This window comes from Acidovorax sp. JG5, from assembly GCF_017939685.1.
Classification (GTDB): Bacteria; Pseudomonadota; Gammaproteobacteria; order Burkholderiales; family Burkholderiaceae_C; genus Acidovorax.
Map to the genome: position 1 here is coordinate 346,397 of NZ_JAGKSE010000002.1, position 14,433 is coordinate 360,829.

12 protein-coding genes are annotated in these 14,433 nt (G+C 67.6%); all 12 read left to right on the top strand.

The features are described 5' to 3' along the window. Nucleotides 1-5: 5 nt before the first annotated feature. Nucleotides 6-935: a 16S rRNA (cytosine(1402)-N(4))-methyltransferase RsmH gene (gene rsmH, locus J8G26_RS03815; protein WP_210567983.1), complete on the top strand. Its 930-nt coding sequence runs from the start codon at nt 6-8 to the stop codon at nt 933-935. Beyond that, a complete protein-coding gene (gene ftsL, locus J8G26_RS03820) occupies nt 932-1,237 on the top strand; it encodes a cell division protein FtsL (protein WP_210567984.1) in 306 nt (101 codons plus the stop codon). Before rsmH ends, ftsL begins: the two co-directional genes overlap by 4 nt. Next, nucleotides 1,234-2,979, top strand: a complete 1,746-nt coding sequence (locus J8G26_RS03825; RefSeq protein ID WP_210567985.1) for a penicillin-binding protein 2 — start codon at nt 1,234-1,236, stop codon at nt 2,977-2,979. Before ftsL ends, J8G26_RS03825 begins: the two co-directional genes overlap by 4 nt. Next, nucleotides 2,979-4,481 (top strand): UDP-N-acetylmuramoyl-L-alanyl-D-glutamate--2,6-diaminopimelate ligase, encoded by a 1,503-nt coding sequence (locus tag J8G26_RS03830; RefSeq protein ID WP_210567986.1) that lies wholly within the window; start codon nt 2,979-2,981, stop codon nt 4,479-4,481. Before J8G26_RS03825 ends, J8G26_RS03830 begins: the two co-directional genes overlap by 1 nt. Further along, nucleotides 4,472-5,893, top strand: a complete 1,422-nt coding sequence (murF, locus tag J8G26_RS03835; RefSeq protein WP_210567987.1) for a UDP-N-acetylmuramoyl-tripeptide--D-alanyl-D-alanine ligase — start codon at nt 4,472-4,474, stop codon at nt 5,891-5,893. The genes J8G26_RS03830 and murF overlap by 10 nt, the downstream gene beginning before the upstream one ends. Nucleotides 5,894-5,923: 30 nt before the next feature. Beyond that, nucleotides 5,924-7,102, top strand: coding sequence for a phospho-N-acetylmuramoyl-pentapeptide-transferase (mraY, locus tag J8G26_RS03840; RefSeq protein WP_210567988.1), 1,179 nt, complete (start codon nt 5,924-5,926; stop codon nt 7,100-7,102). A gap of 227 nt (nt 7,103-7,329) precedes the next feature. Beyond that, the gene (gene murD / locus J8G26_RS03845) at nt 7,330-8,847 is read left to right on the top strand and encodes a UDP-N-acetylmuramoyl-L-alanine--D-glutamate ligase (RefSeq protein WP_210568044.1); all 1,518 of its coding nucleotides are present in this window, start codon (nt 7,330-7,332) and stop codon (nt 8,845-8,847) included. After that, nucleotides 8,844-10,109, top strand: coding sequence for a putative lipid II flippase FtsW (gene ftsW / locus J8G26_RS03850; RefSeq protein ID WP_087747570.1), 1,266 nt, complete (start codon nt 8,844-8,846; stop codon nt 10,107-10,109). Before murD ends, ftsW begins: the two co-directional genes overlap by 4 nt. Beyond that, nucleotides 10,106-11,170, top strand: coding sequence for an undecaprenyldiphospho-muramoylpentapeptide beta-N-acetylglucosaminyltransferase (gene murG, locus J8G26_RS03855; RefSeq protein WP_210567989.1), 1,065 nt, complete (start codon nt 10,106-10,108; stop codon nt 11,168-11,170). The genes ftsW and murG overlap by 4 nt, the downstream gene beginning before the upstream one ends. Continuing rightward, the gene (gene murC / locus J8G26_RS03860) at nt 11,167-12,600 is read left to right on the top strand and encodes a UDP-N-acetylmuramate--L-alanine ligase (RefSeq protein ID WP_210567990.1); all 1,434 of its coding nucleotides are present in this window, start codon (nt 11,167-11,169) and stop codon (nt 12,598-12,600) included. The genes murG and murC overlap by 4 nt, the downstream gene beginning before the upstream one ends. Beyond that, the gene (locus J8G26_RS03865; protein WP_210567991.1) at nt 12,597-13,610 is read left to right on the top strand and encodes a D-alanine--D-alanine ligase; all 1,014 of its coding nucleotides are present in this window, start codon (nt 12,597-12,599) and stop codon (nt 13,608-13,610) included. The genes murC and J8G26_RS03865 overlap by 4 nt, the downstream gene beginning before the upstream one ends. Next, nucleotides 13,607-14,395 carry a cell division protein FtsQ/DivIB gene (locus J8G26_RS03870; protein ID WP_210567992.1) on the top strand — a complete coding sequence of 263 codons (789 nt, stop codon included), beginning with the start codon at nt 13,607-13,609 and terminating at the stop codon, nt 14,393-14,395. The genes J8G26_RS03865 and J8G26_RS03870 overlap by 4 nt, the downstream gene beginning before the upstream one ends. Nucleotides 14,396-14,433: the final 38 nt, after the last annotated feature.

Consider the following 14,433-nt stretch of genomic DNA (forward strand, 5'->3'; position numbering starts at 1 on the left):
TCGTGGTGACCCCTGATCTGCAACACACCACTGTCCTGCTTGATGAAGCGGTCGACGCGCTGCTGGGCGGCGCGGGCCCCGAGCCCTCAGGCACCTGGGTGGATGCCACCTTTGGCCGGGGAGGGCATTCGCGCCGCATCCTGCTGCAGCTGGGGCCGCAAGGGCGCCTTGTGGCCTTTGACAAGGACCCCGAAGCCATCGCCGAAGCAACGCGCATCACCGATGCGCGTTTTTCCATTCGGCACGAAGGTTTTCGCCATCTGGCGGATTTGCCGCCGGGCAGTGCGGCCGGGGTGCTGATGGACCTGGGCGTGAGCTCGCCCCAGATCGACAGCCCCGGGCGCGGCTTCAGTTTCCGTTTCGACGGCCCGTTGGACATGCGCATGGACACCACGCGTGGCGAGAGCGTGGCCCAGTGGCTGGCCACTGCCGAGGTTCAACAGATTGCGGAGGTGATACGTGACTACGGTGAAGAACGGTTTGCTGGCCCCATTGCAAAGGCGATTGTTGCTCGGCGCGAGGAACGGGGCCCCCTTGCGACCACCGCCGAGCTGGCCGATCTCGTGGCTGGTGCGGTCAAGACCCGCGAGTCGGGCCAGAACCCTGCAACGCGCACATTTCAGGCTTTACGGATTTTCATCAACGCTGAACTTGAAGAGTTGCAGCAAGCACTAGAAGCCAGCCTGCATGTGCTGCAGCCCGGTGGCCGGCTGGTGGTGATCAGTTTTCATTCGCTCGAAGACCGCATCGTCAAGCAGTTCATCGCGCAGCATTCCAAGGAGGTGTACGACCGCCGCGCGCCCTTTGCCCCGCCCAAGGTCATGAAGCTGGTCGCGCTGGACCGCGTCAAGCCCAGCGCGGCCGAAGTGGCGGCCAACCCTCGTTCGCGCAGCGCCATCATGCGCGTGGCCGAGCGCACAAAGGCCCCGGCATGACCCGGCTCAGCCTCGTCCTGCTGGTGGCGGTCATGGCCAGTGCCCTGTATCTGGTGCACACGCAATATGAGTCGCGCCGCCTGTTCACCCAGCTGGACCGGGCGGTTGCCGAGTCGCGCCGGCTGGAAACCGAGCACCAACGGCTGCAGGTGGAAAAGCGCGCGCAGGCCACGCCGCTGCGGGTGGAAAAACTGGCGCGGGCGCAGTTGCACATGCGCACGGCCACACCGGCCATCACCCAGTATGTGGCCGACCCTGCCGGTGCCAATGGCACCACGACCGCTTCGGGGGCGCAGCCATGAGCCGCAGCGTGCTCTACACCTCCAGCCCGCTGCTGGCCAGCAAGACGCCCGTGTGGCGCAGCAAGTTCATTGTGGCCATGATTGCGCTGGGGTTCGTGGGGCTGGGCGCGCGCGCGGCTTATGTGCAGGTGTTCGGCAACGCATTTTTCCAGCGCCAGGGCGAAGTGCGCTTCGCGCGCACGCTCGAATTGCCGGCCAACCGGGGCAAGATTCTGGACCGCAACGGGCTCATCCTGGCCTCCAGCGTGCCGGCGGCCAGCATCTGGGCCATTCCTGAAGACGTCGAGCAGGACAAGCCCGAGGTGCGCGCCAAGCTCAAGCAACTGGCCCGCCTGCTCGATATGCCTCTGGCCGAGCTCAATGCCAAGCTGGCCGACGAAGACAAGACGTTTGTCTGGATCAAGCGCCAGCTCGACTGGGACGTGGGTCAGCAGATCACGGCCCTGGACATCAAGGGCATTTACCAGCGCAAGGAATACAAGCGCCAATACCCCGAGGGCGAATCGGCTGCACACGTGGTCGGCTTCACCAACGTGGAAGACAAGGGCCAGGAGGGCATGGAGCTGGCCTTCAACAGCGAGCTGGCAGGCAAGCCCGGTTCGCGCCGCGTGATCAAGGACCGCCTGGGCCGCGTAGTCGAAGGCGTGGGCGAGACCGTGCCGCCGGTCGATGGCCGCGACATGCAGCTGTCCATCGACAGCAAGGTGCAGTTTTTTGCCTACCAGAAGCTGCGCGACCAGGTCGCTGCCCACAAGGCCAAGGCCGGCAGCGTGGTGGTGCTCGATGCGCACACGGGCGAGCTGCTGGCCCTGGCCAACTACCCCAGCTACGTGCCCGACAAGCGCCAGAACCTTACCGGCGAGCAGTTGCGCAACCGCGCGCTCACCGATGTGTTCGAGCCCGGCTCGATCATGAAGCCATTCACCGTTGGCCTGGCGCTCGAATCGGGCCGCGTGCGGCCCGAGACCGTTATCGACACCTCCCCGGGCCGCCTCACCATCACCGGGTCCACCATTTCCGATACGCACAACTATGGTGCGCTCACCGTCGAAGGCGTGATCCAGAAGTCCAGCAACGTCGGCACCACCAAGATCGCCATGCAAATGCCTGCGCGCGAGATGTGGGAAACCTTCTCGGCCGCCGGTTTCGGCCAGAAGCCGCAGCTCGGGTTTCCGGGCGTGGTCAGTGGTCGGCTGCGGCCCTACAAGAGCTGGCGTCCGATCGAGCAGGCCACCATGTCGTATGGCTACGGCCTGTCGGCCAGCCTGTTCCAGATGGCGCGCTCTTACACCGTGTTTGCCAATGGCGGGCGCATCATTCCGGCCACCTTGCTCAAGAGTTCCGAGCCCGCCATTGGCGTGCCCGTGTTCTCCGAGCGCACGGCCGATCAGGTCCGCAAGATGCTGCAGATGGCCGCAGGCCCCGGCGGCACGGGGCAAAAAGCACAGACCGTGGGCTACTCGGTGGGCGGCAAGTCCGGCACCGCCCGCAAGCAGGTGGGAAAAAACTACGCGAGTGGCAAATACCGCGCCTGGTTCGCCGGCATGGCGCCCATCGACAAGCCGCGCATCATCGTGGCCGTGATGATTGACGAGCCCACCAACGGCCAGGTGTATGGCGGCCTGGTGGCGGCGCCGGTGTTCAGCGAGGTGGTGCAGCAAACGCTGCGCATGATGGGCGTGCAGCCGGACATGGCCGTCAAGCCGCAGATCGTGACCAACGGGGTGGAGGAGTCGCTGTGATGCACACGTTGACCTCGTCCCATGACGCCGTGCAGTGGCTGCGCGAGCGGGTGACCGGCACCCTGCAGACCGACAGCCGCCTGATTGCCCCCGGCGATGGCTTCATTGCCTGGCCCGGCGCCGCGACCGACGGGCGCGCCCATGTGGCCGATGCCCTGGCGCGGGGCGCCGCGGCCTGCCTCGTGGAGCAGGCAGGTGTGGAGGCGTTTGGTTTCACGGGCGATCACTTGGCCGCATTGCGCGGCCTCAAGGCTGCCACCGGGCTGATGGCGGCGCAGTGGTTTGACCATCCCACCAGGCACCTGGCTGTGCTGGCGGTGACAGGGACCAACGGCAAGACCAGCACCGCATGGTGGCTGTCGGGTGCCTGGAATTTGCTATCAAATAGAGAGCTTCATGCGCAAGCTGGTTGTGCGCTGGTTGGCACTTTGGGCATGGGTGTGCCGCCCGCCCTCGAATCCACGGGCATGACCACGCCCGACCCGGTGCGCCTGCAGCGCGCGTTTCGCCAATATGCCGACCAGGGGCTGGGTGCTTGCGCCATTGAGGCCTCCTCCATCGGGCTGGCCGAGGCGCGCCTGGCGGGCACGCAAATCCGCGTGGCCATCTTCACCAATTTCACCCAGGACCACCTGGATTACCACGGCAGCATGGCCGACTACTGGCTCGCCAAGCGGGCCTTGTTCGACTGGCCCGGTCTGCAAGCGGCCGTCATCAACGTGGACGACCCCGCTGGTGCGCAGCTGCACGCCGAGCTGGCGGGGGGCGCGCTCGATCTGTGGAGCATCTCGGCGCAAGGCCCGGCGCGGCTGGTGGCGCAAGACATCGCCCTGGGCGACCAGGGGTTGTGCTTCACGGTGGTGGAGGGGGCCGAGCGGCTGCCCTTGCAGACCCGCGTAATCGGCCACTACAACGTACTGAACCTGCTGGGCGTGCTGGCCACGCTGCGCAGCCAGGGCGTGCCGCTGGCTGATGCCGTGCGCGCCTGCGCCGGCCTGCAACCCGTGCCCGGTCGCATGCAGCGGCTGGTGGCGCCGGGGCAGCCGCTGGTGGCGGTGGACTATGCCCACACGCCTGATGCGCTCGATAAAGCCCTGCAGGCGCTGCGCCCGCTGGCGACCGAGCGCGGCGGTCAGCTGTGGTGCGTGTTCGGCTGCGGCGGCGACCGCGATGCCGGCAAGCGCCCGCTGATGGGCGCCGTGGCGCAGCAGCATGCCGACTGGGTGGTGGTGACCAGCGACAACCCGCGCAGCGAAGAGCCCGTGGCCATCCTGCACCAGATATTGCAAGGCACGATTGCCGGCGAGACCGTGCGGGCCGAGCCCGATCGCGCCGCCGCGATTGCGCTGGCGATTGGCGAAGCCGACGCGGCCGATGTGGTGCTGATCGCCGGCAAGGGCCACGAGGATTACCAGGAAACTGCCGGCGTGCGCCGGCCATTTGACGACATGGCGCAGGCGCAGGCAGCGCTGGCCGCCCGGGGAGCCAGCACATGGGCATGATGAACCTGCAGCGGGCGCTCGACTGGATTCGCCACAGCATTCCCCAGGCCCGCCTGGTGGGCGATGCGGCGACGCCCGTGGCACGCGTGCACACCGACACCCGCACCCTGCAGGCGGGCGATTTGTTCGTGGCGCTCAAGGGCGAACGATTTGATGCCAATGCTTTTCTGGCCGACGCCCGCGCCGGTGGCGCCGTGGCGGCCATCGCGCATGGCGGGCTCGAAGCCGCTGGCCTGCCCGGCATCGAGGTGCCCGACAGCCTGGCGGCCTTGGGTGCGCTGGCGGCCGGGTGGCGCGCCCAGTTCAGCCTGCCGCTGATCGGCATCACGGGCAGCAATGGCAAGACCACGGTGACGCAGATGGTGGCGTCCATCCTGCGCGCCTGGCAGGGTGATGCGGCCTTTGCCACGCAGGGCAACTTCAACAACGACATCGGCGTGCCCCTGACGCTGCTGCGCCTGCGCGCACAGCACGCCGCCGCGGTGATCGAGATGGGCATGAACCATCCCGGCGAAATCGCCACGCTGGCCGCCATCGCGCAGCCCACGGTGGCGCTGGTCAACAACGCGCAGCGCGAGCACCTCGAATTCATGCACACGGTGCAGGCCGTGGCCGAGGAAAACGGCTCGGTGCTGGCGGCGCTGCCGGCCGATGGCGTGGCGGTGTTTCCCGCTGGCGATGCCTACACCACCCTGTGGGCTGGCCTGGCGGCGCCGCGCCGGTGCATGACCTTTGGCGCGGGTGGTGATGTGCAGTGCCTGCAAGCCAGCTGGCAGCAGGGCGCATGGGCGGTGGAGCTGGCCACGCCGGCCGGCGCGCTGTCGTGCGCGCTGCAGATTGCGGGCCGGCACAACGTGACCAATGCGCTGGCGGCTGCCGCCTGTGCCCTGGCGGCGGGGGCGCCGCTGGAGGCCATTGCGCGCGGCCTCAGTGCCTTCAGCCCCGTCAAGGGGCGATCGCGCGCGCTCAGCGTGCGGCAGGCGGGCCGCGACATCACCGTGGTGGATGACACCTACAACGCCAATCCCGACTCCATGCGCGCCGCCATCGACGTGCTGGCCGCACTGCCCGCGCCGCAGCTGCTGGTGATGGGCGACATGGGCGAGGTGGGCGACCAGGGGCCGCAGTTCCATGCCGAAGCGGGCGCGCACGCGCGCGCGGCGGGCATTGCGCACCTGTATGCGCTGGGCGCGCAATCGGTGAGCGCGGTGCAGGCATTTGGCGCCGCAAGGCATTTTGACAACATGGCAGCGCTGCAGGCAGCGGTGCGCGAGGTGCTGCCCCAGGTGGGCAGCGTGCTGGTGAAGGGATCGCGGTTCATGAAGATGGAACAGGTGGTGGAGGCGATGGTCGCCGCCGCAGAACAACAAGAAAACATCCACCCGGAGGCGCGCCATGATGCAAGCCACTGATGCCCGCCGCACCTCGCACGGAGGCACCCCATGCTGCTGATGCTGTCGCAATGGCTGCAGGGCCTGTCGCCCGAGTTCGGCTTTTTCCGGGTGTTCCAGTACCTCACCTTCCGCGCCGTGATGGCCGCCATGACGGCGCTGCTCATCGGCCTGGTGGCGGGCCCCAAGGTGATCCGCGTGCTTACCTCGCTCAAGATCGGCCAGCCGATTCGGGGCTATGCGATGCAGTCGCACCTGTCCAAGAGCGGCACGCCCACCATGGGCGGCGTGCTCATCTTGCTGTCGATCGCCATCTCGAGCCTGCTGTGGTTTGACCTGTCCAACCGCTTTGTCTGGATCGTGCTGCTGGTCACGCTGGGCTTTGGCGCCATTGGCTGGGTGGATGACTGGCGCAAGGTGGTCAATAAAGACCCCGAGGGCATGCGCTCGCGCGAAAAGTATTTCTGGCAGTCGGTGATCGGCCTCATGGCAGCGCTGTACCTGGTGTTCAGCATTTCCGAAAGCTCCAACGCCAAGGTGTGGGAGCTGTTTGTGGGCTGGGTGCAGTCGGGCTTCTCGCTCGACCTGCCGCCCAAGGCGGGGCTGCAGCTGCCGTTCTTCAAGGAAGTGAGCTACCCGCTGGGTGTGCTGGGCTTCGTCATCCTGACTTACCTGGTGATCGTGGGTTCGAGCAATGCGGTGAACCTGACCGACGGCCTGGACGGACTGGCCATCATGCCGGTGGTCATGGTGGGCTCGGCCCTGGGTGTTTTTGCCTACGTGACCGGCAGCTCGGTGTATTCCAAATACCTGTTCTTCCCGTACATCCCGGGCTCGGGCGAGCTGCTCATCTTCTGTGCGGCCATGGCCGGTGCGGGGCTGGCCTTTTTGTGGTTCAACGCGCACCCGGCCCAGGTCTTCATGGGTGACGTGGGCGCGCTGGCGTTGGGCGGCGCCCTGGGCACCATCGCCATCATCGTGCGCCAGGAGATCGTGCTGGCCATCATGGGCGGCATCTTCGTGGTCGAGGCCCTGTCGGTGATGCTGCAGGTGACCTGGTTCAAATACACCAAAAAGCGCTACGGCGAAGGCCGGCGTCTGCTCAAGATGGCGCCGCTGCACCACCACTTTGAAAAGAGTGGCTGGAAGGAAACGCAGGTGGTGGTGCGCTTTTGGATCATCACCATGCTGCTGTGCCTGGTGGGGCTTTCGACCCTGAAACTGCGATGAGCACCCACGACCCCCTCCTGCCCGGCCAACCCCCGGCCGTGCATTCCGAGGCCGGGGGCGGTGCGCCCGCCATCTCTGCCGCCCAGGCGGCGGCTGATTTCGTGGCGCAGATCTTTGCCGAGGTGGCTGCGCCCGAGCCCGGCCCCGCGCAGTTGCCCGCGGTGCCGTCTGATGCTGCAGCGCCGGCGCAAGCATCCGCCGAGCCCGTGGGCCGCCCGGGCGAGGGCATGAAGCCGCTGCAGGACCAGAACATCCTCATCCTCGGCCTGGGTGCGTCGGGCCTGGCCATGGCCCGCTGGTGCGTGCGCAGTGGCGCCCAGGTCACCGTGGCCGACACGCGCCAAGCCCCGCCCCAGCTGGCCGCATTGCGCCACGAGCTGCCGCAGGTGCGTTTCGTGGCGGGGGCATTCGGCGCCCACCTGGTAGAGGGGCAGGGCCTGCACGCCGTGTACCGCTCGCCGGGGTTGAGTCCCGCTTCGGTTGCTCCTGTATTCGTAGCTGCTGGCGCAATGGGCATCAGCACTGGAGGCGAATTAAGCCTTTATTCCATGGCGCTCGACGCATTGCGCGCAGCGCATGGCTATGCGCCGGCGGTGCTGGCCATCACCGGCACCAACGGCAAGACCACGGTCACTTCGCTCACGGGCCAGCTGGTGGAGCGCGCGGGCAAGACCGTGGCCGTGGCGGGCAATATCGGCCCCACGTTGCTCGACACGCTCAGCGAGCGCATCGACGCGGGCACGCTGCCCCAGGTGTGGGTGCTGGAGCTGTCAAGCTTTCAGCTCGACGGCGTGGCGGGCTTTGAGCCCACGGCCGCCACGGTGCTCAACATCACGCAGGACCACCTGGACTGGCATGGCGACATGCAGGCCTATGCCGGCGCCAAAGCCCGCATCTTCGGCCAGAGCGCGGTGATGCTGCTCAACCGCGACGAGCCCGCCGTGATGCAGATGCTGCCGCCGCCGGTGAAGGCCAAGCTGCAAAAACCGCAGCAGCGCGCGCACCGCACCTTTGGCGGCGACATGCCCCGGCGCCCCGGCGACTTTGGCATCGAAATGGTCAGCGGCATGGCCTGGCTGGTGCGCGCCCTGGAGTCGGACGAAACCAAAAAGCGCGGACGCAACGACGAGGCAGAGCTGCACATCCAGCGCCTGATGCCGGCCGATGCACTGCGCATCCGCGGGCGCCACAACGCCATCAACGCCCTGGCTGCCCTGGCGCTGGCCTGCGAGGCCGGCTGCGCGTTGTCGCCCATGCTGTATGGCCTGCGCGAATACCGCGGCGAGCCGCACCGCGTGGAGCCCATCGGCAGGGTGTCGGGCGTGGAGTATTTCGACGATAGCAAGGGCACCAATGTGGGTGCCACGGTGGCGGCGCTGACCGGCCTGGGGGCGGATCGCCGCATCGTCGTCATCCTGGGGGGCGAGGGCAAGGGGCAGGACTTTGCGCCGCTGGCAGCGCCGGTGGCGCGCCATGCGCGGGCCGTGGTGCTGATGGGCCGGGACGCGCACTTGATCCGTTCTGCCCTGCAAGGCACAGGGGTTGCGCTGGTCGATGCGCAGACGCTGGCGCAGGCCGTGCAGCTGGCCGCGCAGCACGCCCACCCGGGCGATGCGGTGCTGATGTCGCCCGCCTGCGCCAGTTTCGACATGTTTCGGGACTACGCGCACCGCGCCCAGGTGTTCTGCGACGCCGTGCGCACGCTGGCCCATGACGCCGGCCAGGAACTGGAGGGCCTGCAATGACCACCGCCACAGGTGCATGGCCGCGCGTCACGGCCTGGCTGAGGGGGCTTTCGGGCAAGGCCGCCGATGTGCTGCCGGTGCGCGTGGGCGGCACCGACTACCGCCCCACCCGCAGCACGCCCGCTGCCGTGCTGGGGTTCGACCAGGCCCTGCTGTGGGTGGTGGTGGCGCTGCTGGCCTGGGGGCTGGTGATGGTGTATTCGGCCTCGATCGCCATGCCCGACAACCCCCGTTTCGGCAAGATCGCCGCCACCCATTTCCTGGTGCGCCATGTGTTGGCCCTGGTCATCGGCTTTGTGGTGGCGCTGCTGGCGTTCCAGGTGTCCATGGCCACCTGGGAGCGCGTGGCGCCCTGGCTGTTCGTGGCCTCCATCGTGCTGCTGGTGGCGGTGCTGATTCCGCATGTGGGCACGGTGGTCAATGGGGCGAGGCGCTGGCTGTCGCTGGGCGTCATGAACTTTCAGCCCTCGGAGCTGGCGAAGTTCGCCGTGCTGATCTATGCGTCCGACTACATGGTGCGCAAGATGGACGTGAAAGAGCGCTTCTTTCGCGCTGTGCTGCCGATGGGCGCGGCCGTGGCCATCGTGGGCGTGCTGTTGCTGGCCGAGCCGGACATGGGCGCCTTCATGGTGGTGGCCGTGATCGCCATGGGCATCCTGTTCCTGGGCGGTGTCAACGCGCGCATGTTCTTCCTGATCGCGGGGGTGCTGGTGGCGGCCTTCGGCGTCATGATCGCCAGCTCGCCCTGGCGGCGCGAGCGCGTGTTCGCCTATCTGGACCCGTTCAGCGAAGAGCACGCGCTGGGCAAGGGCTACCAGCTCTCGCACTCGCTCATCGCCATCGGGCGCGGCGAGATCTTTGGCGTGGGCCTGGGCGGCAGTGTCGAAAAACTCCACTGGCTGCCCGAGGCGCACACCGACTTCTTGCTGGCTGTGATCGGCGAAGAGTTCGGCCTGGTGGGCGTGCTCACCCTCATCGTGCTGTTCGTCTGGATGACGCGCCGCATCATGCACATCGGCCGCCAGGCCATCGCGCTGGACCGGGTGTTCGCCGGCCTGGTAGCGCAGGGCGTGGCCATCTGGATCGGCTTTCAGGCCTTCATCAACATGGGCGTGAACCTGGGCGCGCTGCCGACCAAGGGGCTCACGCTGCCGCTGATGAGTTTTGGGGGGTCTGCGATCTTGATGAACCTGGTGGCGCTGGCGGTGGTGCTGCGGGTGGACTACGAGAACAAACTCCTCATGAGAGGGGGGCGCGTATGACGCAGAAAACGGCCCTCATCATGGCCGGCGGCACGGGCGGCCACATCTTCCCGGGCCTGGCCGTGGCCGAAGAATTGCGCGCGCGCGGCTGGCGCGTGCACTGGCTGGGTGCACCGGGCAGCATGGAGTCGCGCATCGTGCCGCAGCACGGCTTTGCGCTGGAGTTGATCGACTTCTCGGGCGTGCGCGGCAAGGGGCTGGTCACGCTGGCCTTGCTGCCGCTGCGCCTGCTGCGCGCCTTCTGGCAGGCGCTGGCCGTGGTGCGCCGCGTCCAGCCCGACGTGGTGGTGGGCCTGGGCGGCTACATCACCTTTCCGGGCGGGATGATGGGCGTGCTGGCGGGCAAGCCCCTGGTGCTGCACGAGCAGAACTCGGTGGCCGGCATGGCCAACAAGGTGCTGGCCGGTGTGGCCGACCGCGTGTTCACCGCCTTCCCCAACGTGTTCAAGAAAGGCCAGTGGGTGGGCAACCCGCTGCGCGCCGCCTTCACGCAGCAGCCCGGCCCGGCCGAGCGTTTTGCCGGCCGCGCAGGCCCGCTGCGCCTGCTGGTGGTGGGCGGCAGCCTGGGCGCGCGGGCGCTCAACGAGATCGTGCCCCGGGCGCTGGCGTTGATTCCTGCCGCGCAGCGGCCGGTGGTCACGCACCAGAGCGGCGCCACGCAGATCGACGCGCTGCGCGCCAACTACGCTGCCGCCGGGGTCGATGCAGAGCTGACGCCTTTCATCGACGACACCGCCAGCGCCTTTGCGGCGGCCGACATCATCGTCTGCCGCGCGGGTGCCAGCACCGTCACCGAAATCGCTGCCGTGGGGGCGGCGTCCATCTTTGTGCCCTTCCCGTCGGCCGTGGACGACCACCAGACCTCCAACGCGCAGTTCCTCGTGAACGCCGGTGGCGGCTGGCTGGTGCAGCAAAGCGACCTGACGCCCGAGGGCTTGTCTGAAATGCTATTGAAATTAGAGCGATCCACGCTTGTGGATGTAGCGCTCAAGGCCAAAAACATGCAAAAAATCAACGCCACCCGTGAAGTGGTGACTGCCTGCGAGGAGCTTGCCGCATGAAGCACGCCATTCGCCATATCCACTTCGTCGGCATCGGCGGCGCCGGCATGAGCGGCATCGCCGAGGTGCTGTTCAACCTGGGCTACCGCATCTCGGGCTCCGACCTGGCCGACAGCGCCACGCTGCGCCGCCTCAAGGGCCTGGGCATCCAGACCTGCCTGGGCCATGCAGCCGCGCACATCGAGGGCGCGGATGCCGTGGTCACCTCCACGGCGGTCACGGCCGACAACCCCGAGGTGCTGGCCGCGCGCGACAAGAAGATTCCAGTCGTGCCGCGTGCCCTCATGCTGGCCGAGCTGATGCGCCTCAAGCAGGGCATCGCCATCGCCGGCACGCACGGCAAGACCACCACCACCAGCCTCGTGACCAGCGTGCTGGCCGAGGCGGGGCTGGACCCGACCTTCGTCATCGGCGGGCGCCTGAACAGCGCGGGCGCCAATGCCAAGCTGGGCAGCGGCGACTACATCGTGGTCGAGGCCGATGAGTCGGATGCGTCGTTCCTGAACCTGCTGCCGGTGATGGCCGTGGTGACGAACATCGACGCCGACCACATGGAAACCTACGGGCACGACTTCGGCCGGCTCAAGGGCGCGTTTGTCGATTTTCTGCACCGCATGCCGTTCTATGGCACGGCCGTTCTGTGCATTGACAGCCCGGCGGTGCGCGACATTTTGCAAAGCGTAACCTGCCCGGTCACCAGTTACGGCTTTTCGGAAGACGCCCAGGTGCGCGCCATCAACGTGCGGGCCGAGGCGGGGCAAATGCGCTTCACGGTGCAGCGGCGCAACGGCGTCACGCTGCCCGACATGGATGTGGTGCTCAACCTGGCGGGCGAGCACAACGTGCTCAACGCCCTGTCGGCCATCGCGGTGGCCGTGGAGCTGAACATTCCGGACGAAGCCGTGCAGCGCGCGCTGGCCGGTTTCAAGGGCGTGGGCCGGCGCTTCCAGCGCTATGGCGAGCTGCCCGCCAAGGACGGTGGCCAGTTCACGCTGATCGACGACTACGGCCACCACCCCGTCGAGATGGCCGCCACGCTGGCGGCAGCGCGCGGTGCCTTCCCGGGGCGCCGCCTGGTGCTGGCATTTCAGCCGCACCGCTACAGCCGCACGCGCGACTGCTTTGAAGATTTCGTCAAGGTCATCGGCACGGCCGATGCCGTGCTGCTCTCCGAGGTCTATGCCGCCGGCGAAGCGCCCGTGGTGGCGGCCGACGGCCGCGCGCTGGCGCGGGCGCTGCGCGTGGCCGGCCGGGTGGAGCCGCACTTCGTTGACAGCGTTTCCGAGATGCCCCAGATCATTGCCGACAACGCCAAGGCGGGCGACGTGGTGATGTGCATGGGTGCCGGCTCCATCGCCGCCGTGCCCGGAAAAGTCGTGGAAATGCTACAAAATAATGAGCTATTGACGCAAACAGGGAGAGCGCAATGAGCGCATTTGGTTCCAATGTGGATGTCCGCGCGCTGGGCAAGGTGGCGGTGCTGATGGGCGGCGCGTCGGCCGAGAGCGATGTGTCGCTGATGTCCGGCCGCGGCGTGTTGCAGGCGCTGCGCTCGCGCGGCGTGGATGCCCACGCTTTTGACCCTGCCCACAACGATCTGGGCGAGCTGAAACGCGGCGGCTATGACCGCTGCTTCATTGCCCTGCACGGGCGCCATGGCGAAGACGGCACGGTGCAAGGCGCGCTGGAGTTGCTGGGCATTCCGTACACCGGCTCCGGCGTGATGGCGTCCAGCATGTCGATGGACAAGATCATGACCAAGCGCATCTGGCGTGCCGAGGGCTTGCCCACGCCCGACTGGCGCCTGGTAGCCAGCAGCGAAGAAACCGTTTTGGCCCTGCAGGCGCTGGGCGCGCCCATGATCGTCAAGCCCGCGCGCGAGGGCTCGACCATCGGGTTGAGCAAAGTTACCTCGCCCGAACAATGCGCCCAGGCCTACGCGCTGGCATCGAAATACGACCCCGAGGTGCTGTGCGAGCAGTTCATCGAGGGCGACGAAACCACTTGCCCGGTGCTGGGTGAAGGTGCTGGCGCCCATGCGCTGCCGGTGATCCGCATCGTGGCGCCGCAGGGCAACTACGACTACCAGAACAAGTATTTCACCGACGACACCAAATACCACTGCCCGAGCGGCTTGCCGGAGGCAGAGGAGCGCGAGATCCAGCGCCTGGTGGTGCAGGCCTTCCGCTCGCTGGGTTGCCGCGGCTGGGCGCGGGCCGACATCATGATCCGGGCCAGTGACCGCAAGCCGTTTCTGCTGGAAATCAACACCTCGCCAGGCATGACCGGGCATTCGCTGGTGCCCATGTCGGCGCGGGCCGTTGGTATCAGCTACGAAGACCTGTGCGTGGGCTTGCTTGCCACGGCCACGCTGGACACGCCGCCAGGCGCCACGCTGAGCCCGGCGCCAGGCCAGCCCCAGGAGGTCGTCACGCCATGAATCCGTCGCTGCCCGCGCCGCTGGACGTCAAGCTCATGAACCTGACCGCATCGGTCTTGTTCGTGTGCTGCGTCCTGCTGTTGCTGGGGGCGGGGGCGCGCTGGGTGTTGCTGCACCCGGGGTTTGCCGTGGCGCGCATCGTGGTCGAGGGTGAGTTGGTGCACAACAACGCCGTGACCTTGCGGGCCAATGTGGCGCCGCAACTGGCGGGCAACTTCTTCACCCTCGACCTGCGCGCCGCGCGCACGGCGTTCGAACAGGCGCCCTGGGTGCGCAAGGCCCTGGTGCGGCGCGAGTTTCCTGGCGGTCTGCGCGTGGAGCTGCAGGAACACGATGCCGTCGCCTACTGGGGGCCCGACTCCGGCGCCGCACTGGTCAATAGCCAGGGCGAGGTGTTCGAAGCCAATGTGGGCGATGTGGAGCAAGAGGGCTTGCCCCGTCTGGTGGGCCCGCAGGGCAGCTCGGCCCAGGTGCTCCAGATGCATGGCCTGCTGCAGCCGGTGTTCGAGCCGCTGGGCATGGCGGTGGACGAACTGGTGCTGACGGGACGTGGCGGCTGGCGTGCCACGCTCGACAGCGAAGCCGTGCTGGAGCTGGGAGGCGGCACGCCGCAGGAGGTGGTGGAGCGCACGCAGCGCTTTGCCCGCACGCTGACGCAGGTGGCGGCGCAATACCAGCGCCGCGCCGACGCGCTGGAGTCGGCCGACCTGCGCCATGCCGGGGGTTATGCACTGCGCCTGCGCGGCGTGACAACGGTGACCGCGCAAGCGGCTGCCAAGAAGTAGCCGCGGGGAGCGGATGCGACTGGACAGAACAATGAAGG